This is a genomic window from Streptomyces sp. NPDC046860, from assembly GCF_040645115.1.
Classification (GTDB): domain Bacteria; phylum Actinomycetota; class Actinomycetes; order Streptomycetales; family Streptomycetaceae; genus Streptomyces.
Genome location: NZ_JBEYXQ010000004.1, coordinates 1 through 19,467, shown reverse-complemented (window position 1 = coordinate 19,467; position 19,467 = coordinate 1). Strand labels below are relative to the sequence as shown.

Genomic DNA, 19,467 nt, shown 5'->3' with positions numbered 1-19,467 from the left:
ACTACTTACACTTCTCCGATCAAATGGTTGCCGTGGATCTTGGCGGCTCGACTCCAGCCGCACGCCGAGCATCGTTCCAGGTAGGCGTACGGAGACGCGTCCATGGCATCGATCTCCGGCATGACCTGGAAGTTTTGCCGGTGGTGCACTCGTCCGCAGGGAGCATCAGCCGAGTGGTACACCGTCAACTCGGGTCCAGGCGTCAGGCGCACGAGACAGGGAAGCCTCGCGCTGGCGTCTCCCAGCTGACTGATCTCTCGATCGATGTTCGAGAGCTCAGAGTTGAGGGCACGCTGCAGTTTTTGAATCCTCTTGTTGTGGTCGTCCAGGATCTTGAGCTTGCGGAGCCGAAGTGCTTGCACTCGGTCAGCGAATGACATGCCTCCTCCTAAGAGGTGCTAAGCGAGATGAACACTTCTTAGTGGCTAGATGCCGGTCGCGTCTTCCGGCCTACTTCCTTCGAGGGAATTTCGGTGTGTTCTCGGCACCGTTGGGGCGACGTGTGCTAGGAGCGAGCGTCGGTGAAACGACGTTGCTCAAGTTCTCAGCCGGGGAAGCTTGGGTCTCTAACGGCCGATCGGTGGGCTGACCTGCGGCGGAGCGGCGACGGAACCTGCCTCAGTGGCGGCCGGGTCACCGCTATTCCCCATGGCTTCCTGCCTGACCCGGCACGGTTCTGGCACGCCGACACGGGTGATCTCTTGTTGCTGGGCTTGGCCGCCTGGACGCTGCGAATCAACTCAGCTGTCTGCGCTGACCGTTTCGACCCCACTGTTGTCAGTGGGCCCTCATACAATCGGAGTTGACCGTCATGGCCCTGATGCGAAGGAGGTGAATGATGGCCAGGAAGGGAAGCGGTGGCAGCTCCGGGAGCAAGGCCCGGAGCGCCGTAACCGGCCGGTACGTGACCAAGAGCTATGCGAAGGCTCACCCGCGTACCACGGTGGTAGAGGCTCCGAAGAGGCGTTCCGGCAAGAAGTGACCTCTTGAAGTCCAAACAGGAGGGGTGTCGCTCACGCGGCGCCCCTCCGCTTCTCCCACCATATCGACCCGTACGCGGACGGCTAGCCGCGGGGACGTCCGATCAGGACAATCTTTTGACCATCAACGCTGCGACCTGCGACTTAGCTATCGGCGGTTGTCGGCGTTGGTCGTTGTTGTCCGCCCTCGGACTGCCCCGCCATGGCCCGCACGCCATCAGCTATCGACCTCTATTTCGAAACCCATAGCGGGCGCGGCGGGGACTTCATACTGTGGCTGCGTGGTTGATACGTGGGCCCCTCTTCAAGGGATCGGTGCTGGCGCCGGCATGGTGGCGTTGGGGATTCAGGCTGGGGCGGGCTGGCGACGGCGGCACGCTCCACGTGACGTCGATGGCCTGCGACAGTTGCTAGACACGGCATACAGCCACGTGCTGCCGATTGCGTCGCGGCCCGTCAACGGAAGCCCTTCCTTGGACCTGGTTGAGAATGATGCTGCCGTAATGGCCGTGATTGATATGCCTCGCTACGCAGGTCGGCTGAAAGATCCGGTTCTTGCTTCAGCAGTCCGGGAAGCGGGCCTCAAGTACCATTTGGCCTTCGCGCTGGGCTCGAACCTGAACAGGCCTTGTGACGAGCGTGATCGAACCATCATCGACCACCAGAATCAGGCAGCCCAGGAAGCTATGGACGCGATTCGAAGGGCTGTTGATCGTCTCGATCAGATCGAGCGTCGGTTGCGTCCGTGAGGTCGGCGGAGCGGCTTTGGGTTGGAATCTCCATTGCCCAGTCAAGCGCCACCGCGCGGCCCGGAGAGCCAGTTTGGAAGATCGCGTATGCGTCTGGGTCCGGACCTGACAAGGCGCTGACCTGCGCCATGGTGAGCCGCTCACCGAGCTTTACCGTGGTTCCCCGTGTCGTGCCGCCTGATCGGGCACCTGGGGGCACGGTCGCCCCTTGATCCTGGCTTGGGCGAGCCGGTCGCTCGCTACGCCGTTCGTGTACTGTGGCCGATCACGTCGCATCCCCCCTTCGGCAATAAGCCATCCTCCTGAGCGCGACGTTGAGAGGCACAGTCATGCCCAAAAAGTATGCGTACGAGCTCCGTAAGCACCGTGTGGATCACGGAGTGAAGATCCCCGTCGAGGAGCTGCAGATCGACGAGAAGGCCCAGCGCACTCTGAACGAGGCCAGGGCGAGGAGCATGGCGAACAACCTGGTTCCCGAGGCTCTCGGCACCATCGTTGTCTCGCAGCGGTCCAATGGAGATCGCTTCATCGTAGACGGCATGCACCGCTGGCACGTGTGCAAACTGACGGACATCCCTGAGCTTGTCGCTGAGGTCCATCATGGCCTTGACCAGCAGGAAGAGGCTGTCCTGTTCTTGATCAAGAATCGGGAATCGAGCAAGCCCACCCCGCTGGACGAGTACAAGATTGGCCTCACCGCCGGCCTGCCGCTCTTCGTCGACACTGAGTCGGCCCTGCGCAAGCGGAATCTGGCGATGGGCTCGACCGGAACGAACATGGTCGGTGCGGTTGCCGGTGTGCTGCGGATCACTGATTTGTATGGCCCGGAGACGCTTGAGCGAACTCTCAAGGTCGCAGAGGAAGCCTGGGGTCGGACCAAGGAGACTTGGGACGGGATGCTGCTCGGGGGCATCGGTATGTTCCTTGGACGTCACGGAGATGACGTTGACGACAAGGTGCTTGCCGAGAAGATCGGCAAGAAGGACCCGGCTTTCCGTTGGCGCGCCAACATCACGGCTCTGGCTTCCGCCGGTGGCACGCGACACAGCGGCACGGGGTCCAGGATCAGTACCTGCTACACGCTCATCGTGACCGAGTGGGACAAGGGTAGGCGCAAGGAGAACCGTATCGGCGTCTGACGGCATGCGGGCGCGCTGGAGGTCATCCACTGGGTTGGCCTCCACGTGCTTCCGCAACCTCAACCCACCACTCACCCAGCTCCCATCCCGTCCGCCGTCGACCCACACACCGTGGAGCGGGCGTGGTTCATGGCGTCCAGGTGGAGCGCGCCACTGTACGAACGACCTGGACGCCATGGGCCGCGTCTGCTCGGCTCTGCCTGGGTCGGCGGTGGACGGGATGGGAGCTCCCGCGCACGCCGCCTACGGGCCCGCAGCCGGCGACGGCGCCACCTTCATCCCGGTGCCGGCCGATCCCCCGCCGGAGGCATCGTCTTTGACCGCGGGCCGCTCTATACGGTGATCAAACTCTTGACCTCCGGCCCTCTCCACATGTGGGCGCGCGTCGGCGCAGCGCGGGCGGAGCGGGCCGAAGGCAGGAGCGGCGCCCGCAGCGGAGCCGGGAAGCGCGCCCGGCGGAGCGGAGCGCAGCCGGGGCTTGATGAGGTAGAGAAACCTGTAACAACTCAGCTCGGAACGGGCTGGGACAAGGTGATTTCGCGTGGTCAGGAAGAGGTCGCGTCGCTCCGGAGGAGCCGGCTGGTGAAGCCTCGCTGACACAGGCGGTCGTACGCCTGGAGAACGTTGTCTGGGACGTGCTGACTGATCATGAAGCCCTGCTCCGGGTAGATCAGAAGCCGCTGAAGTGCCCCCACAAGCATGTCGATCACCAAGCGGGCGTCGCCGATGGAGTCGACGTAATCCTGCAGCGTCATCGGGGTGGACGCACTGATGATCTCCACCTCGGGCCAAAGTTTGCGCGCGGTGGCGTACGCCCTCCTCTCCTCGTACGGCTTACTGATCAAGAGGACCGACGTCACGTCGACTCCCTCCCTCTCCAGCAGCTCCCGCGAGAAGTGGATGTTCTCCCCGGTGTTGCGAGCCTGAGGCTCGACGAGGATGGCGGAGCCGGGCACGCCGAGTTCCAACGCCCGCTCCCGGTAGTGCACAGCCTCGCCTCGGGGCATCCTTTCCCGAGTCGTCGGGCTGGTGGCCCCGGTGAAGAGGAGCAGGGGCGCCATACCGCGCTTGTAGAGATCAACGGCAATGTCAGCCACTCCCAGATCATGGCTCCCCAACCCCACGGCAACAGAACAGGGCCGCGCAGAGTGCCCCATCTGGTGGTAGTCCCAAAGGCACCGTGTGTCGGCCCAGTCCTGTGCTGAGATCACGTCTGCGCTTCCTCGTCCCTGGCCGAATCCGGCACCTTGAAGTCGTACTCCCAAGCGAAGCGGGAGGCCGCATGCACTCCGATGGCGAACTCCACCACTGTGCCAGAGGCGGTGTAAGTGGTCCGATGCAACTCCACTACGGGCTCACCTGAAGGTAGTTGCAACAGTCTCGCCTCTTCCGGTGTGGCAGCACGAGCCGAGAGTTCTTCCTTCATGTGGTCGATCTCGTAGCCGGCGTCGTACAGCACTCGGAAGCCGCCACCCCGGCCGGCCGGACCCGGCGTAGGGTCCACCAAGCGCGTGCCCTCGACGTGCTCGGGACGGTAATAGCTGGTCAACGTGTGGGTTGGCTGGTCGCCTTCCTTCACCAGTCGCGCGCGGGCGTACACGTCGGCGCCTTCTGCAAGGCCGAGCGCTGCCGCAACCTCCGGAGAAGCCTGGACCCGCGCGACGGTCTGCGTCTGCTCGTTGCGGCGATACCCGCGACCGGAGGCCACCCGGTCCGCGATGAACGCCACCTCGTCGCCATCGCGCCACTTGGCCTTGTCGTAGCGGAAGATGCCAAGACGCTTCAGCGGGACCTGCTGCCGCACCACCGTTCCGTGCCCTCGTGATGACGTGACCAAGCCTTCCGCCTCCAGTGCCTTGTAGGCGCTGTGGACGGTGGATTTGGAGCCCTCGCCCGCTTCCACCAGCTCCCTGATGTGCGGCAACTGCTGGCCGGGGGCGTAGTCACCCCTCCTGATCTGCTCGGCCAGCCGGTCGGCCAGCTCCCGCCACTTCGGCGCCATCTAGAACCCCTCTCATCAGGGACTAGTCAAACACAGTCCCAGGACTGTTGACAGTCTCGGGACTGCGCTGCACTATCTTGCTTAGCAGCTCGCAGTCCTAGGACAGTGAACGGCTGACAGTCCTATTTGGGCTGCCTCCACCTCTTCAGGGAGTACCTGATGCCGTCGTTCAAGATCGACCTTTCGTCCGCCGTGGTGTTCGTGGCGACCGCGCCGGAACCGAAGATGGTGAACAAGAAGACCGGGGAGCGGGCCGTGGACCGGGAGACCGGCGCGGACATGTCGACCGTGGGCCTGCTGGTCTCGGACGAGGGGGAGGGCAACCTCTACCAGGTGACCGTCCCGGAGACCGGCTGCCCGGAGGGCTTGGCGCCGGGTACCCCGGTCAAGGTCGTGGGGCTGAAGGCGCGGGACTGGGAGAACGAGTTCAACGGCCAGAAGCGGCACGGGATCTCGTTCCGCGCCGTGGCGATCACCCCGGCGGTCTGATCATGACCGACCTGTCCACGGTCCTGGAGACCACGGGAGCGTTAGCGGGGGCCGGCGGTCTCGGCTACGCCAAGGTCCGCGCGCCGCGCGTTTACTGGTCGCTGGTCGGGTTGCCGGTCACCTGGGGCCGGTTCTCCTTCACCTACCGCTCCACGATGGACGTGTGCGGGCTGACGGTTCAGCCGTCCCGCCTGCGGGCCTTCCTGGCGCGGAACATCGCCCACACCGCAGTTCAGCCGGTCCCGCCGAAGGTCCGCCACGTCCGCGGCACCTCCACCGGCCTGCGGGTGACCCTGCGCCTCCCCGCCGGCCTGGAACCGGCCGACCTGGTGGCCGCCTCGGAACGGCTCCGCCACGCCTGGGGTGTGCACTCGGTGACGGTCACGGAGACCAAGCCCGGCCACGTCGAACTCCGCATGACCGGCTATGACGTGCTGCGTCGGGTCCGGATGCCGCGCGGTGCTCGTGCTGAGGGGTTGTCGGTGCCGGTGGCGCTGCGGGAAGACGGGACCGCGTTCCTGCGGGACTACCGCCAGATCCCGATGGCGCTCACCCTCGGCGCGAACAACTCCGGGAAGTCGGTCTATCAGCGCAACCTGATCAAGGGCTTGGCCAAGCTGCCGGTGGCCCTGGTCGGGATCGACTGCAAGCGCGGCGTCGAGCACTCCGCGTACGCGGCTCGGCTGTCGGCGCTGGCGACCACCCCGGACGACTCCGCCTCCCTGCTGGATGTCCTGGTGGGCGAGATGGAATCCCGGTTCGACCTGCTGAGCCTGCACGGCGTCTCCGACGTGTGGGACCTGCCCGCCGGCTTACGTCCGGTGCCCGTGGTCGTCCTGGTGGACGAGGTGGCGGAGCTGTTCCTGATCTCCGCCAAGAAGGATGAGGACCGCCGGGAGCGGATCGTCACCGCCCTGATCCGGCTGGCGCAGATGGCGCGTGCGGTCGGGATCTATCTGGAGGTGTGCGGGCAGCGCTTCGGCTCGGAACTCGGACGCGGCGCGACCATGCTCCGTGCCCAGCTCACCGGCCGGGTGGTGCACCGTGTCAATGACAAGCAGACCGCCGAAATGGGTCTGGCGGACGTGGCCCCGGACGCCGTGCTGACCGCCTCCCTCATCCCCGCCGAACGTCCCGGCACCGCCGTGGCCACCGACTCGACCGGGGGCTGGGCGAAGATCCGCACTCCTCATACCACTCGCGTCGAAGCGGCGGCCGTGTGCCGGGAGTTCGCGCATCTCGTGCCTGACCTCCCCGCCCTCTACCCCTACCGGCCGCACGTGCCCGCCGACGTTCCGGTTTCGGGTCCGTCGCTGGTCAAGCCGTTCCCGGCCACGGACTGAGAGGGGGCACGTCATGGCCACGCGCAAGAAGACCCCGCCGAAGCCGGCCGCCTGCCCGGACTGCTCCGGTAATGGGGAGATCACCGAGACCGTTCGCGTCGGCGCCCGTAAGGGCCGCGCCACCGAGAACCGGCAGGCCGCCTTCTGCCTGACCTGCCTGGGCACCGGCGAAGCACCGGACGGGGAGTGATCACCGTGAACCGCCCTCTCCGCCGCCCTGACGCCGTACTGATCCAAGCCGTGATCGCCGGGGCTCTGTCCTTCGCCCACCTGCATGACCTGGCCGCCGCTGCCGGTCAGTCCGGCTGGAAAGCCTGGGCCTATCCCGTCTCCGTCGACCTGCTGCTGGTGGCCGCGTGGCGTCGGCTTCGGATCGGCCGGGACGGGGCCTCGTGGACCTGGTTCGCCATCGCGCTCACCGCTTCCCTGGGCGCCAACATCGCCACCGCCGGACTCCTCGACCTCGATCACGTGCCCGCCTGGCTGCGCATCCTGGTGGCCGGCTGGCCCGCCCTCGCCTTCCTCGGCGGCACCCTGCTGGTCCACACTCCCGCACCCTCGGCTGCACCCGAGGACATCGGCCAGGAGCAGGAACCGGCGGCGCCGGAAGTCGAGTTGCACCGCGCCGACACCACACCAGTCCCGGCCCCCGTGACGGCTCCTGCGGAGCTGGACCCCGCGCCGGCCAAGCCGCCCACGGTTCCAGTTGCCCTGGTCGAGCACGCCCGCTCCATCGCGGACACCCACCGCAAGACCACGGGTGAGCCGATCAGCGCCGCCGCGCTCACCGCCCGGCTCGGGCTTCCCGGGCCGACCTGCCAGGCCATCGCCGCACAGCTCGAACTCACCTGACCCGGAAAGGGAGGTTGATCCCGTGAGTGTGTACCGCCGGTTCCGTGACGTGCGCCGCTTCGGCCCGGTCACCGTCGCCACCTACCACGACGGCCGGGGCCGCAACCGGCACACCGCCGCCTGCTCCGCCCCCGGCTGCGGCTTCTCCACCAACTACGCCGACCGCTCCGCCGCCGAACTCGCCGCTCGCACCCACCGCTGCAACCCCTGACAGGAGGAACCACTGATGCTCACCCCCAAGTACCCGCCCACCGACCACGCCCCGCCCCCGGCGCCCACCGCGTCCTCGACCGTGCCAGCCGCCACCGCCTCGGCCCCGGTGGCCCCGGTCCCGGTGTCGAACCGGCCGACCATCCAGCTCACCCCTGGCAGCACCCTCGCGCTCGTCGGCGGCGGCACCGCCGTGGCCCTGATCGTCGGCACCGTGCTGGTCTCCATGCTCCTGGCGGTCGCCATCACTGGCGTGAGTGTGGCCATCTGCGCCGTGGTCCTGCGTTCGCTGCTCAACGACTCCGGCAAGGGCCGGTGACTGGCATGGACCTCGCGCCCGTCGCTGCCGCATTACCGGCCCTGGGCTGGGCCGTGCACGGCAGCGTCCTCGCCCGCCGCCTGGCTGGTGCCCGCCGTGACCCGTTGACCGGCCTGCACACCCGCGCCGGATGGACCGCCCGCGCCGAACGCCTCCTCGACCGACACCCGAACGCCCTCGTGGTCCTGGTCGACCTGGACGACTTCAAGGCCATCAACGACCGCCACGGCCACCCCGCCGGGGACGCGGTACTCACCGCGACCGCCCGCCGGCTGAACGACTGGTGCGGACGCCACGGCATCGCCGCCCGGATCGGCGGAGACGAGTTCGTCGCCATCGTCACCGACCCCACCCACACCAGCGGCCTCACCGCCCTGCGGGCCGCCATGGACCGTCCCGTCCACCACAACGGCGAGGTGCTGCCGGTCTCCGCCTCGGTCGGCCGCTGCCACCGCGCGGACCTGCCGGTCCCCACCCTCACCGACGCACTCTCCGCCGCCGACACCGCGATGTACGCGGTCAAGGGCCACAGCAGGCGCAACACCCACCACTGACCTCAGAAAGAAGGACTCCATGGGCCTCTTCAGCCGCAAGAACGACACCCCTGAGCCCGCGCGCAACGAGCGCATGACCGAGCTGGGCCGTGACTACGCCATCGCCCGCCGGCACCGCGACACCAAGGCCATGAACCGGATCATGCGCGAGATCGGCACCGACAAGGACGTCACTGACCTCAGCGACTTCCGGTCCGGCCAGGAGTCCTACGACTCCATCCCGCCCATCCCGCGTGGACGCAACCGCCGCAGCCAGTAACGGCCCCCGGAGCGGCCTCGGTCGCCAAACTTCCGCCGCTCCGGGCGCCTGCACCCATTCCTGATCCAACGGACCCGAAAGGGAAGCCCCATCATGCCCGAGAACACCTCCGCCCCGCGTGTCTGCCGCGACTGCGACGGCTTCGCCTCCGTCGCCATCACCACCGGCACCCGCCACCTCGACGGCACCCGCGCCACGCTCACCGTGGTCTGCCAGACCTGCAAGGGCACCGGCCACCGCACCCCCGCCCTCGGCTTCGCCCGCGTGGGGAGGTGACCGCGATGGCGCTCCTCGACTGGCGCTCGCCCGAGCACTACGACCCGACCGGCGACAAGCCCTGCGTCGTGTGCGACAAGCCGACCCCGCTGCGCTCCGACCGGGGCAAGCCCGTCCACAAGGTGTGCGCCGAGGACTGGACCGACGCCCACACCGACCGGGAGGACGGCAAGTGATCGACGCCGCCACTCCGGCGGGCCTGGACCCGGCCACCCTCACCGACGTGCTGAGGCTGGCCGGGTCTCCGGGCTTCCACCGCATCCAAGACCAGATCCGCCGCACCGGCGGCTGCACCGACCCCATCCGGCTCACCGGGACCACCGTCACCCACGACGCCTCGACCAGGCATGTCCTGCACCACTACTCCACCGACACCGAACCCGGCGGCGTCCTCCGGATCGCGTGCGGCAATCGGCGTGCGTCGCGCTGCCCGGCCTGCGCCTGGACCTACGCCGGCGACACCTACCACCTGATCCGCGCCGGCCTCGTCGGAGACCCCAACAAGGGCACTCCGACAACGATCCGGGATCACCCGCGCGTGTTCGCCACGCTCACTGCCCCGTCGTTCGGGCCGGTCCATAACCGGCCCGGCACCCGGCCCTGCCGTTGCGGCACCCGCCACGGTGAGGATGCACCCGAGCTGGGCACCCCGCTCAACCCCGACAGCTACGACTATGCGGGGGCTGTGCTGTGGAACAACCACGCCTCCGACCTGTGGCGCTACTTCACGATCTACCTCCGCCGAGAGATCGCCCGCATGGCCGGCCTCACCCAAAAGGCAGCGAAAGAGGCGTCTCGGGTCTCGTTCGGGAAGGTCGCGGAGTACCAGAAGCGCGGCGCCGTGCACTTCCACGCCGTGATCCGCTTCGACGGACCGGACGGCCCCGACACCCCGCCCCCGCACTGGGCGACCGGCGACCTCCTCGACGCCGCGATCCGCGCCGCCGCCGCCCGCGTCGCGGTCGACGTCGACCCCGCCGGGGACCAGCCGGCCCGCACGCTGCGGTGGGGCGAGCAGGTCGACGTGCGCCCGATCCGCGCGTTCGGGGACGGTGCCGAGATCACCGAACAGGCCGTGGCCTCCTACGTCGCCAAGTACGCCACCAAAGCCGCCGAAACGACGGGAACCGTGGATCGCCGGATCGGTAACAAGGAAGCCCTGGACCTGCTCGACGTGCCCGAGCACCCGGCCCGGCTCATCGCCGCCTGCCTCGACCTCCACCCGCTCTACCCCGAGCGGAAGTTACGGGACTGGGCCCACATGCTCGGCTTCCGAGGCCACTTCTCCACCAAGTCCCGCAGCTACTCCACCACCCTCGGCGCTCTCCGCCAGACCCGCGCCGACTACCGCGCCGCACAGCAACGTGCCGCCCTCGGCCTCCCCGACCCCGACGACGAAGAGGCGACCACCCTGACTCTCGCGCACTGGGCCTACGCCGGCCACGGCCACACCCCCGGCGAATCCTGGCTCGCCGCCAACATCCGCCGCGAGATCGCCCAGAACCGCGAGACCGCACGCGAGGAACTACCCGCCCTGCTCGACCTGGAAGGAGCCGCCGCGTGACCACCGCACCTGTCGAACTGCTCACCGTGCCCGAGGTCATGGCGCGGCTGAAGCTCGGTCGCAGCAAGGTCTACGACCTGATCCGTTCCAAGCGGCTGGTGTCGTTCACCGAGGGCCGGTGCCGGCGCATTCCGGAGAGCGCGCTGCGCGACTACGTGCAGAACCGGCTTGAGGAGGCGTCCTGATGGCCCGACGCCGCAAGCGGAACCCGAACGGTGCGGGCACGGTCACCCTGCGGGCTGATGGCCGCTATCAGGCTGCCGTGTACGTGCCACAGCCGGACGGGACTGTGAAGCGAAAGTTCGCCTATGGCCGGTCGTTCGAGGAGTGCGACCGGAAGCGCCGTGAGCTGATCGACCGGGCCAACGGCGGCATCCCGACGCCAACGCGGGACATGACGTTGGGTCAGTGGTTCGACTACTGGCTGGAGGTCGTCGTCAAGCCGAACCTGGCGCCGAGCAGCTACGACGCCTACGCGTCTCCCGTGCGCCTGCACCTTCGCCCTCGGCTGGGATCGAAGGTGATGGTCAAGCTGGGCGTCAAGGAGCTGCGTGGGGTCATGCAGCGCCTCGTGGACGACCGAGGGGCCAAGACCGCCAAGCGTGCTCTGCGGGTGCTCTCAGCGGCGCTCACGGCCGCCATGGTGGAGGACATCGGCGTCACGCGGAACGTGGCCAAGCTCGTCCACGTCCGTGCGAGTACCGACAGTGGCAAGAGCTGGGACGCCGTGACAGTGCTCCGGTTCCTGGCGGCTGCTCGTCGGCTGACGCCGTACTACCCGGCGTTCCTGCTGCTGTGCCTCCTGGGTCTGCGCCGCGCCGAGGTGTGCGGCATCCGCTGGGAGAACATAGACCTTGGGAACCGGGTCATCTGGGTGGAGCAACAGCGGCAGCGCACCAGTGCTGGAACCATCGACGCCGAGCTGAAGACTGAGACGTCCAAGGCACCTCTTCCGCTGCCGGCGCAGTGCATCGCGCCGTTGCGGTGGACCCGGATGCGCACGGCCATGCTGCGTGAACGAGCCGAGCGACTCGGCCGCGTCTGGTTCGAGGACCCCGAGGGGCACGTGTTCGTCACCCGCACGGGGCGCCCGCTCCTGACCGCGCACCTGTACATCGTCATGCAGCGGATCATCCGGATCGAGGGACTGGGCAAGATGAACCCCAAGGGGCTGCGGAAGTCGTGCGGCACCCTGCTCGTCCACCTCCGGGTGCACCCCCGGATCGTGAAGGCCATCCTGCGGCACAGCCGGATCGCCACCACAATGGACATCTACGCTGAGGCTCTCGACCCCGACGTGATCGAGGCTGTGGGGCAGCTCGACCGCCTGTTGCGGCAGCCGGCTCGCATCCGTGAGCTGGAGGCGTCCCACCCCGTTCCACCCGGCGACTGATGTCGCATTTGGATGTCACGGCCCTTCGCCCCGCGCTTTCGCGCAGGTTGGGGGGCCGTTGCCGTTGATCAGGGCAAGAGCATCCCATTCTCATAACGACGACAGAGCCGCAGGTGAGGCACGTCACTGGCCTGTGACGATAGTCGTACGACACCGTCACTGTCTGCCCCTGTCACGGAGTGGGACGCCTGCCGGGGCCGACCGGGCGGACGGTCCCGGCAGGGGTACGCGGATCAGCCGGGCGCCGGTGCGGTCCGCGCCCTCGCGCCCAGGGCCGCCAGCGCCTCCGGGGTCACCGGCGACACCGTGCCCTCCTCGGTGACGATCGCCGTCACGAGTTCCGGCGGCGTCACATCGAACGCCGGGTTGTACGCCTGCGTCCCCAGCGGGGCCAGGGGCACCCCGCCGGTTCCGCCCACCGCCGACGCCCGGGGCGGGACGATCTCCGTGACCTCCTGGCCGGGCCGCTGCTCGACCTCGATGGACGCGCCGTCCGGGGTCATGGGGTCCACCGTGGTCACCGGGGCCACCACGATGAACGGCACATGGTGGTAGCGCGCCAGCACCGCCAGCGGGTAGCTGCCCACCTTGTTGGCCACCGACCCGTCGGCCGCGATCCGGTCGGCGCCGACCAGCACCGCGTCCACCTCGCCGGCCGCGAACAGCGAACCGGCCGCGCTGTCCGTGAGCAGCGTGTACGCCATCTGGCTGCGCGCCGCCTCGTACGCCGTGAGCCGCGCCCCCTGCAGCAGCGGGCGCGTCTCGTCCACCCAGAGGCGGCGCAGGCGGCCCGCCCGGTGCGCGGCCAGCGCCACCGCGAACGCCGTCCCCTCCCCTCCCGACACCAGCGAACCGGTGTTGCAGTGGGTCAGGACGCGGTGCCCGCCGCCCGGCATCAGCTCGTCCAGCAGCGCCAGACCGTGCGCGGCCATCCGCGCGCTCGCCTCCGCGTCCTCCTGGTGCAGTGCCCGCGCGGCCGCCAGCGCCGCGCCCGCCGCCACCGTGGGGTCGCCGGTCCCGGCCAGCGCGTCCCGGTGCGCGGTCAGGGCCCGGCGCACGCCGACGGACAGGTTCACCGCGGTCGGCCGGGCGCTCTCGAGGGCCTCGGCGGCCTCGTCCGTGTCGAAGCCGCGCGCGGCGGCCAGCGCGACGCCGTACGCGCCCGCGATGCCGAGTACCGGCGCCCCGCGCACCGCGAGCGAGCGGATCGCCTCCACCAGCGCGGAAGCGTCCGTGCACACCAGCTCGACCTCCTCGGAGGGAAGCCTCGTCTGGTCGAGAAGGATGAGTACGGGTCCTTCGGGTGGTTCCTCCCATCGGATCACCGGTATGCCGGTCGGCCGCTTGTCCTCGCCGGGTCGCGCCTGCTGATCAGCCATGCGGTGAGTCTGCCCCGTATCCGGCGGAGAATTGGTGGAGCACGGGGCCCACCACGCCAGGTCACACCGCGACCCGGCCATGGCACGATGGCCCCCGAACTGCCGCCGCGCCCGCGGACGGGCACCGTGAAGGAGCTTCGATGAGTGACACGCCGGGCTGGACTCCGCCCGGACCCGACCCGTCGTCGGAGGGACGGAAGACCGGCGCGGCCGGCGCCGCCGAGCCCACCGGCACGCCCACGCCGGAGCCCGGTGCCGCGCCCGCCGCGCCCGCCGAATCGCCCGAGCCGGCCGCGCAGCCGGGCGAGGCGCCGCGGAGCCCGGACGCGAAGTGGGCCGAGGGTCAGCCGCCGCCCGGACAGTGGTCGGCGCCCACCGGCGCGCCCGCTCCCGGCGGCCCGCCTCCCCCGCCGCCCGGCGCGGGCTGGGGCGGTCAGCCTCCGGCCGGCTCCGGCGGCTGGGGCGGACCCCCGGCCTGGGGCAACGGCTGGGGCGGGCCCCCGCCCGCGGCCAAGCCCGGCGTGATCCCGCTGCGCCCGCTCGGCGTCGGCGAGATACTCGACGGCGCCATCTCCACCATGCGCGCCTACTGGCGCACCGTCCTCGGCATCTCGCTGACGGTGTCGGTGCTCATCGAGCTCAGCGCGCTCCTCCTCCAGGGCGTCATCCTGAAGGACACGACCAGCACGCTCAGCGACCCGGGGGTCTCCCCGGAGGAGGCGCTGCGCTCCCTCGGTTCGGTCGCGGCCGGGGCGGGGCTCGTCGGTGTGGTCTCCCTGATCGGCACCATCGTGGCCACCGCGCTGCTGACGACCGTGACCAGCCGCGCCGTCCTCGGCAAGCCGGTCGGCATAGGCGAGGCGTGGCGCGAGTCGCGGAGTCAGCTCCTCAAGCTGCTCGGGCTCCTCATGCTGCTCGGGCTCATCACCGTCGTGGTCCTGGCCGCCGGTCTGCTGCCCGGACTCGTCCTGGGGGCCGTATCGGGCTTCAACGCCCCTTCCGTCGTCCTGATGGTCCTGGGTGTCCTGGCCGCCGTCGTCGTGGTGATCTGGCTGACCGTCCGCTTCTCGCTCGCCTCGCCCGCGCTGATGCTGGAACGGCAGGGCGTGTGGAAGTCGCTGAGCCGCTCGGCCAAGCTGGTCCAGGGCTCCTGGTGGCGCGTCCTCGGCGTGCAGTTCCTCGCCGGGATCATCGCCAACGTGGTCTCCTGGATGACGGTGATCCCCTTCACCATCATCGCGTTCGCCGTGAACGGCGAGAACATGGACTCCCTGCTCGGCACCGCCGACCAGCCGCCGGGCTGGTCGTTCCTGCTCATCACCGGCATCGGCTCGGTGATCGGCGGCACGCTCACGCTGCCGATCAAGGCCGGGGTGACCGTCCTCCTCTACATCGACCAGCGGATCCGCCGCGAGGCCCTCGACCTCGAACTGGCCCGCGCGGCCGGCGTCCAGGCCGACACCCCCGGCACCCCGGGTACCCCGCCCGGCCCCGTGCCCGGGAGCTGATGCGGTGAGCATGACGGGGGGAGTTCTCATGGCGGCGTCGGCCCTGGCCGGCGCCGCCGCCTCGCCACTACGGCACCTGCCCGGCACCACAGCTCCGGCGCACACCGTCGCGTTCGCGCTGAGCGGCTCCGGTGACGAGCCGCCCGTGACCGTCCCGCGTGATCCCGCACGTGAGGCGGCACGCCGTGAACTGGCCAAGCGGATGTACCACGAGAACGACCCCGGCCTGCTCCAGCGCGCCCTCGACGCCTTCTGGGAGTGGCTCGGCCGGCTGCTCGCCAGGGCCGCCTCGGCGACACCGGGCGGCTCGCTCGGCCTCCTCGTCGTGGTGCTGTGCGTCATCGCCGTGCTGGCCGCCCTGTGGTGGCGGCTCGGCACCCCCCGCCGCACCCCTGCCCCGGCCGCGCCGCTGTTCGACGAGGTCCCCCGGACCGCCGCCGCGCACCGCTCCGCGGCCGAGGCGCACGCCGCCCAGGGCCACTGGACCCAGGCGGTCCAGGAGCGCATGCGGGCCATCGTCCGCTCGCTGGAGGAACGGGCCCTGCTCGACCTCCGCCCCGGCCGTACCGCCGACGAGGCCGCCGCCGAGGCGGGCCGCGCCCTCCCCGGCCAGGCCGATGGACTCCGCGCCGCCGCACGGCTCTTCGACGACGTCACATACGGCGGCCGCACCGCCGACCAGCAGGCGTACCGACGCGTCGCCCTGCTCGACGACGCTCTCGAACGTGCCCGCCCCGCCGAGCCGTCCGGCATCGCGGGCGCCGCCGGTGACGGGGGAACCGGATGACCACCTCGTCCGCCCTCACCGCCCGTCAGATCTGGACGCGCACACGCGGCATCGCCCTCGCCGCCGTCCTGCTGCTGATCGGCGCCGTCGCCATCGCCGTGGTCCGCTCCCAGACCGGGCACGGCAACCTGGACCCCCGCTCCGCCGACCCCCGCGGCAGCCGCGCCGTCGCCGAACTCCTCGCCGACCGGGGTGTCACGACCCGCGTGGTCACCACGCTCGACGCGGCGCGCTCGGCCGCCGGCCCCGACACCACCCTCCTGGTCGCCGTGCCCGACCTGCTGAGCCACCGCCAGCAGTCCCGGCTCACCGCGGCCACAGCCTCCTCCGGCGGCCGCACCGTGCTCGTCGCCCCGAGCCGCTGGTCCGTGGGCCGCCTCGCCCCTGGCGTCAGCGCGACCTCTCTCACCACCGACGCCACGCTCGCCCCCGCCTGCGCGCTCCCCGAGGCACGGCGCGCGGGCTCCGCCGAGACCGGCGGCCTGCGCTACACCACGACCGTCCGCGACGCCGAGTCCTGCTACCCGAGCGAGCGGCGCGGCACCCTGCTCCGCGTCCCGGCGGCCTCCGGCGACGGCGACACCGTCGTCCTGGGCACGTCCCGCATCCTCCTCAACAACCGTCTCGACAAGCAGGGCAACGCCTCGCTCGCCCTGCAACTCCTCGGCTCGCGGCCTCATCTGGTCTGGTACCTCCCCTCGCTCGCCGACTCCTCCGCCACCGGCGACGACGGCGAAAGCCTCCTCGGCCTGCTCCCCTCGGGCTGGCTCTGGGGCACACTGCAGCTGTTCCTCGCGGCTCTCGTCGCCGCCCTCTGGCGCGGCCGCCGCTTCGGTCCCCTCGTGCCCGAGCGCCTGCCGGTCGCCATCCGCGCCTCCGAGACGACCGAGGGCCGCGCCCGCCTCTACCGCAAGGCCGACGCCCGCGACCGCGCCGCCACCGCCCTGCGCTCCGCGACCCGCACCCGCCTGGCCCCGCTCACCGGTGTCCCGGCAGCCCAGGCCCACGCCCCGGAAGTCCTGCTCCCCGCCCTGTCCGCCCGCCTCCCCGAGCACGGCGAACAGGCCCTGCGCACCGTCCTCTTCGGAGCCCCGCCCCGCGACGACGCGGCCCTCATCGCACTCACCGACCGACTCGACGCCCTCGAAAGAGAGGTACGCCGTTCATGATGGACCCGACCACCGACAACGCAGGGAACACCGAGGACGCGGACGCCGCCCGTGCCTCCCTGGAGACCCTGCGCACGGAGATCGCCAAAGCCGTGGTCGGCCAGGACCCCGCTGTGACCGGCCTCGTCGTCGCCCTGCTGTGCCGAGGCCACGTCCTCCTCGAAGGCGTCCCCGGAGTCGCCAAGACCCTCCTGGTCCGCGCCCTGGCATCGGCACTCGAACTCGATACCAAGAGGGTCCAGTTCACGCCCGACCTCATGCCGAGCGACGTCACCGGCTCACTCGTCTACGACGCACGCACCGCGGAGTTCTCCTTCCAGTCAGGTCCGGTCTTCACCAACCTCCTTCTCGCCGACGAGATCAACCGCACCCCGCCCAAGACCCAGTCCTCCCTTCTGGAGGCCATGGAGGAGCGCCAGGTCACCGTCGACGGCACCCCGCGCCCTCTGCCCGAACCGTTCCTGGTCGCGGCAACCCAGAACCCGGTCGAGTACGAGGGCACCTACCCCCTCCCGGAAGCCCAACTGGACCGCTTCCTGCTCAAGCTGACGATCCCGCTGCCCTCCCGCGAGGACGAGATCGACGTGCTGACCCGTCACGCCTCGGGCTTCGATCCCCGTGACCTGCGTGCGGCGGGCGTACGCCCCGTCGCCGGCGCCGCCGACCTCGATGCCGCCCGCGCCGCCATGGCCCGGACGACCGTCTCCCCCGAGATCACGGCCTACGTCGTGGACATCTGCCGCGCCACCCGTCAGTCCCCCTCCCTCACTCTCGGCGTCTCCCCTCGTGGTGCCACCGCCCTGCTCGCCACCGCCCGCGCCTGGGCCTGGCTGACGGGCCGTGACTACGTCACCCCTGACGATGTGAAGGCTCTGGCTCTGCCCGCTCTGAGGCACCGGGTCCAACTCCGCCCGGAGGCCGAGATGGAGGGAGTGACCCCCGACTCGGTGATCAACTCCGTGCTGGCCCAGGTCCCGGTGCCCCGCTGATGCCGGTCACCGGACGCGCCGCCCTCGTGGCGGCCCTCGGCTCCCTCCCCGTCGGCCTGCTGGAGCCCGGCTGGACGGGCGTCCTGGCGGTCAACGGCACCCTGGCTCTGGCCTGTGCCTGCGACGCCGCACTGGCGGCGCCCGTACGACGCCTCCTTCTCTCCCGCTCCGGCGACACCTCCGTCCGTCTCGGCGAAACCGCCGACATCACCTTGACCGTCACCAACCCGTCCCGGCGCCCGCTGCGTGCGCGGCTCAGGGACGCGTGGCCACCCAGCAGCCACGAAGCGAACCCCGAAGTCGAGGGGCCTCGGCACCGCTTGGCCATCCCGCCCGGTGAACGCCGCCGTGTGACGACCCGGTTGAACCCCACCCGCCGCGGCGACCACAGAGCAGACAGAATCACGATCCGCTCCTACGGCCCCCTCGGCCTGTTCTCCCGTCAGGGCACTCACCACGTTCCCTGGACACTACGTGTTCTGCCCGCTTTCACCAGCCGAAAGCACCTTCCGTCCAAACTCGCACGTTTGCGTGAATTGGACGGCCGGACCAGCGTTCTGACGCGAGGTGAGGGGACGGAGTTCGACAGCCTCCGCGAGTACGTACCCGGCGACGACACCCGATCCATCGACTGGCGAGCCACCGCCCGCCAGTCCGCGGTCGCCGTACGCACCTGGCGCCCTGAGCGTGACCGCCGCATCCTGCTGGTGCTCGACACCGGCCGCACCTCGGCCGGTCGCGTGGACGACGTGCCGCGCCTGGACGCCTCGATGGACGCCGCTCTGCTCCTGGCCGCCCTCGCTTCTCGCGCCGGCGACCGGGTGGACCTGCTCGCCCACGACCGCCAGGTCCGTGCACTGGTCCAGGGCAAGTCCGCCGGCCAGCTGCTGCCGTCCCTGGTCAACGCGATGGCCACTCTGGAGCCGGAACTCGTCGAGACAGATGCCCGGGGCCTCACCGCGGCCGCCCTGCGTGCGGCACCGCGCCGCTCGCTCGTAGTCCTCTTCACCACGCTCGACGCCGCACCGGTGGAAGAGGGACTGCTGCCGGTGCTCCCCCAACTCACCCAACGCCACACCGTCCTCGTGGCGGCCGTGGCCGACCCGCACCTCGCGCGCATGGCGAAGGCCCGAGGGAACATCGACGCGGTCTACGAAGCCGCAGCGGCGGCGCAGGCCGGCCAGGAACGGGAGCGCACCGCCGAGAAGCTCCGTCGTCATGGCGTGACGGTCGTGGACGCGACACCTGAAGACCTGGCTCCCGTATTGGCTGACGCGTATCTGGCTCTGAAGTCGGCGGGACGTCTCTGAGGCATTTGAGACAGGGAGGCCGGAGAGAAGAGAGCCCTGAAAAAAGGGTCCTGAACGCAGAAAACCCCCGCACCAAAGGTGCGGGGGTTTTCCCTAAAATTAGTTCGGCGGCGTCCTACTCTCCCACAGGGTCCCCCCTGCAGTACCATCGGCGCTGTGAGGCTTAGCTTCCGGGTTCGGAATGTAACCGGGCGTT

At 70.0% G+C, this 19,467-nt stretch carries 24 protein-coding genes and 1 rRNA gene; 20 read left to right on the top strand and 5 right to left on the bottom strand.

What is annotated here, in order from left to right; genetic code table 11:
* Window positions 1-5: 5 nt before the first annotated feature.
* Window positions 6-380, bottom strand: coding sequence for a hypothetical protein (locus ABZ898_RS07670; RefSeq protein ID WP_361653913.1), 375 nt, complete (start codon window positions 378-380; stop codon window positions 6-8).
* Window positions 381-1,453: 1,073 nt separating this feature from the next.
* Here ABZ898_RS07670 and ABZ898_RS07665 point away from each other — a divergent pair.
* On the top strand, window positions 1,454-1,729 hold the full coding sequence (locus ABZ898_RS07665; protein ID WP_361653910.1) for a hypothetical protein: 276 nt from the start codon (window positions 1,454-1,456) through the stop codon (window positions 1,727-1,729).
* A 380-nt stretch (window positions 1,730-2,109) separates the two neighbouring features.
* Window positions 2,110-2,868, top strand: a complete 759-nt coding sequence (locus tag ABZ898_RS07660; RefSeq protein ID WP_361653907.1) for a DUF6551 family protein — start codon at window positions 2,110-2,112, stop codon at window positions 2,866-2,868.
* Window positions 2,869-3,413: 545 nt separating this feature from the next.
* Here ABZ898_RS07660 and ABZ898_RS07655 read toward each other — a convergent pair.
* Window positions 3,414-4,079, bottom strand: a complete 666-nt coding sequence (locus tag ABZ898_RS07655; RefSeq protein WP_361653904.1) for a YdcF family protein — start codon at window positions 4,077-4,079, stop codon at window positions 3,414-3,416.
* Window positions 4,076-4,870: a GntR family transcriptional regulator gene (locus tag ABZ898_RS07650; protein ID WP_361653901.1), complete on the bottom strand. Its 795-nt coding sequence runs from the start codon at window positions 4,868-4,870 to the stop codon at window positions 4,076-4,078. The genes ABZ898_RS07655 and ABZ898_RS07650 overlap by 4 nt, the downstream gene beginning before the upstream one ends.
* Before the next feature lie 159 nt (window positions 4,871-5,029).
* Here ABZ898_RS07650 and ABZ898_RS07645 point away from each other — a divergent pair, with 159 nt between their 5' ends.
* From ABZ898_RS07645 to ABZ898_RS07585, 13 genes are all read left to right on the top strand, one after another.
* Window positions 5,030-5,359, top strand: coding sequence for a hypothetical protein (locus tag ABZ898_RS07645; protein ID WP_361653898.1), 330 nt, complete (start codon window positions 5,030-5,032; stop codon window positions 5,357-5,359).
* Window positions 5,360-5,361: 2 nt separating this feature from the next.
* Complete coding sequence (locus ABZ898_RS07640; protein WP_361653895.1) at window positions 5,362-6,702, top strand: FtsK/SpoIIIE domain-containing protein; 1,341 nt, start codon at window positions 5,362-5,364, stop codon at window positions 6,700-6,702.
* Window positions 6,703-6,715: 13 nt separating this feature from the next.
* Entirely contained in the window at window positions 6,716-6,892 is a 177-nt protein-coding gene (locus tag ABZ898_RS07635; protein WP_361653892.1) for a hypothetical protein, read from the top strand.
* A 5-nt stretch (window positions 6,893-6,897) separates the two neighbouring features.
* Entirely contained in the window at window positions 6,898-7,554 is a 657-nt protein-coding gene (locus ABZ898_RS07630; RefSeq protein WP_361653889.1) for a DUF2637 domain-containing protein, read from the top strand.
* A 22-nt stretch (window positions 7,555-7,576) separates the two neighbouring features.
* Complete coding sequence (locus ABZ898_RS07625) at window positions 7,577-7,765, top strand: mobile element transfer protein (protein WP_361653886.1); 189 nt, start codon at window positions 7,577-7,579, stop codon at window positions 7,763-7,765.
* Window positions 7,766-7,780: 15 nt separating this feature from the next.
* On the top strand, window positions 7,781-8,083 hold the full coding sequence (locus tag ABZ898_RS07620; protein ID WP_361653883.1) for a SpdD protein: 303 nt from the start codon (window positions 7,781-7,783) through the stop codon (window positions 8,081-8,083).
* 5 nt (window positions 8,084-8,088) lie between these two features.
* Window positions 8,089-8,637 carry a GGDEF domain-containing protein gene (locus ABZ898_RS07615; protein ID WP_361653880.1) on the top strand — a complete coding sequence of 183 codons (549 nt, stop codon included), beginning with the start codon at window positions 8,089-8,091 and terminating at the stop codon, window positions 8,635-8,637.
* Between the two features lie 19 nt (window positions 8,638-8,656).
* Window positions 8,657-8,896: a hypothetical protein gene (locus tag ABZ898_RS07610; protein ID WP_161199553.1), complete on the top strand. Its 240-nt coding sequence runs from the start codon at window positions 8,657-8,659 to the stop codon at window positions 8,894-8,896.
* 93 nt (window positions 8,897-8,989) lie between these two features.
* Complete coding sequence (locus tag ABZ898_RS07605) at window positions 8,990-9,172, top strand: hypothetical protein (RefSeq protein WP_361653878.1); 183 nt, start codon at window positions 8,990-8,992, stop codon at window positions 9,170-9,172.
* A 5-nt stretch (window positions 9,173-9,177) separates the two neighbouring features.
* Entirely contained in the window at window positions 9,178-9,348 is a 171-nt protein-coding gene (locus tag ABZ898_RS07600; protein WP_361653876.1) for a hypothetical protein, read from the top strand.
* Window positions 9,345-10,736 (top strand): replication initiator protein RepSA, encoded by a 1,392-nt coding sequence (gene repSA, locus ABZ898_RS07595; protein ID WP_361653873.1) that lies wholly within the window; start codon window positions 9,345-9,347, stop codon window positions 10,734-10,736. The genes ABZ898_RS07600 and repSA overlap by 4 nt, the downstream gene beginning before the upstream one ends.
* Window positions 10,733-10,921, top strand: coding sequence for a helix-turn-helix domain-containing protein (locus ABZ898_RS07590; RefSeq protein ID WP_030811113.1), 189 nt, complete (start codon window positions 10,733-10,735; stop codon window positions 10,919-10,921). The genes repSA and ABZ898_RS07590 overlap by 4 nt, the downstream gene beginning before the upstream one ends.
* Window positions 10,921-12,129: a tyrosine-type recombinase/integrase gene (locus ABZ898_RS07585; protein WP_361653870.1), complete on the top strand. Its 1,209-nt coding sequence runs from the start codon at window positions 10,921-10,923 to the stop codon at window positions 12,127-12,129. Before ABZ898_RS07590 ends, ABZ898_RS07585 begins: the two co-directional genes overlap by 1 nt.
* A gap of 233 nt (window positions 12,130-12,362) precedes the next feature.
* Here the strand turns inward: ABZ898_RS07585 and mtnA are convergent, their stop codons facing one another.
* The gene (gene mtnA, locus ABZ898_RS07580) at window positions 12,363-13,508 is read right to left on the bottom strand and encodes an S-methyl-5-thioribose-1-phosphate isomerase (protein WP_361653867.1); all 1,146 of its coding nucleotides are present in this window, start codon (window positions 13,506-13,508) and stop codon (window positions 12,363-12,365) included.
* A 140-nt stretch (window positions 13,509-13,648) separates the two neighbouring features.
* Here mtnA and ABZ898_RS07575 point away from each other — a divergent pair, with 140 nt between their 5' ends.
* Genes ABZ898_RS07575 through ABZ898_RS07555 form a run of 5 tightly spaced genes read left to right on the top strand, consistent with a single transcriptional unit; the run spans window position 13,649 to window position 19,271 of the window.
* Entirely contained in the window at window positions 13,649-15,016 is a 1,368-nt protein-coding gene (locus tag ABZ898_RS07575; RefSeq protein WP_361653865.1) for a hypothetical protein, read from the top strand.
* Between the two features lie 4 nt (window positions 15,017-15,020).
* Window positions 15,021-15,803 carry a DUF4129 domain-containing protein gene (locus ABZ898_RS07570; protein WP_361653863.1) on the top strand — a complete coding sequence of 261 codons (783 nt, stop codon included), beginning with the start codon at window positions 15,021-15,023 and terminating at the stop codon, window positions 15,801-15,803.
* On the top strand, window positions 15,800-16,972 hold the full coding sequence (locus ABZ898_RS07565; protein WP_361653861.1) for a DUF4350 domain-containing protein: 1,173 nt from the start codon (window positions 15,800-15,802) through the stop codon (window positions 16,970-16,972). Before ABZ898_RS07570 ends, ABZ898_RS07565 begins: the two co-directional genes overlap by 4 nt.
* Window positions 16,972-17,961: a MoxR family ATPase gene (locus ABZ898_RS07560; RefSeq protein ID WP_361654683.1), complete on the top strand. Its 990-nt coding sequence runs from the start codon at window positions 16,972-16,974 to the stop codon at window positions 17,959-17,961. Before ABZ898_RS07565 ends, ABZ898_RS07560 begins: the two co-directional genes overlap by 1 nt.
* Window positions 17,961-19,271 carry a DUF58 domain-containing protein gene (locus tag ABZ898_RS07555; RefSeq protein ID WP_361653859.1) on the top strand — a complete coding sequence of 437 codons (1,311 nt, stop codon included), beginning with the start codon at window positions 17,961-17,963 and terminating at the stop codon, window positions 19,269-19,271. Before ABZ898_RS07560 ends, ABZ898_RS07555 begins: the two co-directional genes overlap by 1 nt.
* Before the next feature lie 102 nt (window positions 19,272-19,373).
* On the opposite strand, the gene rrf is transcribed toward ABZ898_RS07555, so the two are convergent.
* A 5S ribosomal RNA gene (gene rrf / locus ABZ898_RS07550) occupies window positions 19,374-19,467 on the bottom strand; the annotation flags it as partial.

What these genes read in the sequence shown, in the direction of transcription:
- ABZ898_RS07645 (WP_361653898.1), top strand. Translation starts at nt 5,030, where the DNA reads ATGCCGTCGTTCAAGATCGACCTTTCGTCCGCCGTGGTGTTCGTGGCG.
- ABZ898_RS07555 (WP_361653859.1), top strand. Translation starts at nt 17,961, where the DNA reads ATGCCGGTCACCGGACGCGCCGCCCTCGTGGCGGCCCTCGGCTCCCTC.
- ABZ898_RS07610 (WP_161199553.1), top strand. Translation starts at nt 8,657, where the DNA reads ATGGGCCTCTTCAGCCGCAAGAACGACACCCCTGAGCCCGCGCGCAAC.
- ABZ898_RS07670 (WP_361653913.1), bottom strand. Translation starts at nt 380, where the DNA reads ATGTCATTCGCTGACCGAGTGCAAGCACTTCGGCTCCGCAAGCTCAAG.
- ABZ898_RS07615 (WP_361653880.1), top strand. Translation starts at nt 8,089, where the DNA reads ATGGACCTCGCGCCCGTCGCTGCCGCATTACCGGCCCTGGGCTGGGCC.
- ABZ898_RS07620 (WP_361653883.1), top strand. Translation starts at nt 7,781, where the DNA reads ATGCTCACCCCCAAGTACCCGCCCACCGACCACGCCCCGCCCCCGGCG.
- ABZ898_RS07640 (WP_361653895.1), top strand. Translation starts at nt 5,362, where the DNA reads ATGACCGACCTGTCCACGGTCCTGGAGACCACGGGAGCGTTAGCGGGG.
- ABZ898_RS07585 (WP_361653870.1), top strand. Translation starts at nt 10,921, where the DNA reads ATGGCCCGACGCCGCAAGCGGAACCCGAACGGTGCGGGCACGGTCACC.
- ABZ898_RS07560 (WP_361654683.1), top strand. Translation starts at nt 16,972, where the DNA reads ATGGACCCGACCACCGACAACGCAGGGAACACCGAGGACGCGGACGCC.
- ABZ898_RS07575 (WP_361653865.1), top strand. Translation starts at nt 13,649, where the DNA reads ATGAGTGACACGCCGGGCTGGACTCCGCCCGGACCCGACCCGTCGTCG.
- ABZ898_RS07600 (WP_361653876.1), top strand. Translation starts at nt 9,178, where the DNA reads ATGGCGCTCCTCGACTGGCGCTCGCCCGAGCACTACGACCCGACCGGC.
- ABZ898_RS07650 (WP_361653901.1), bottom strand. Translation starts at nt 4,870, where the DNA reads ATGGCGCCGAAGTGGCGGGAGCTGGCCGACCGGCTGGCCGAGCAGATC.
- mtnA (WP_361653867.1), bottom strand. Translation starts at nt 13,508, where the DNA reads ATGGCTGATCAGCAGGCGCGACCCGGCGAGGACAAGCGGCCGACCGGC.
- ABZ898_RS07605 (WP_361653878.1), top strand. Translation starts at nt 8,990, where the DNA reads ATGCCCGAGAACACCTCCGCCCCGCGTGTCTGCCGCGACTGCGACGGC.
- ABZ898_RS07565 (WP_361653861.1), top strand. Translation starts at nt 15,800, where the DNA reads ATGACCACCTCGTCCGCCCTCACCGCCCGTCAGATCTGGACGCGCACA.
- ABZ898_RS07635 (WP_361653892.1), top strand. Translation starts at nt 6,716, where the DNA reads ATGGCCACGCGCAAGAAGACCCCGCCGAAGCCGGCCGCCTGCCCGGAC.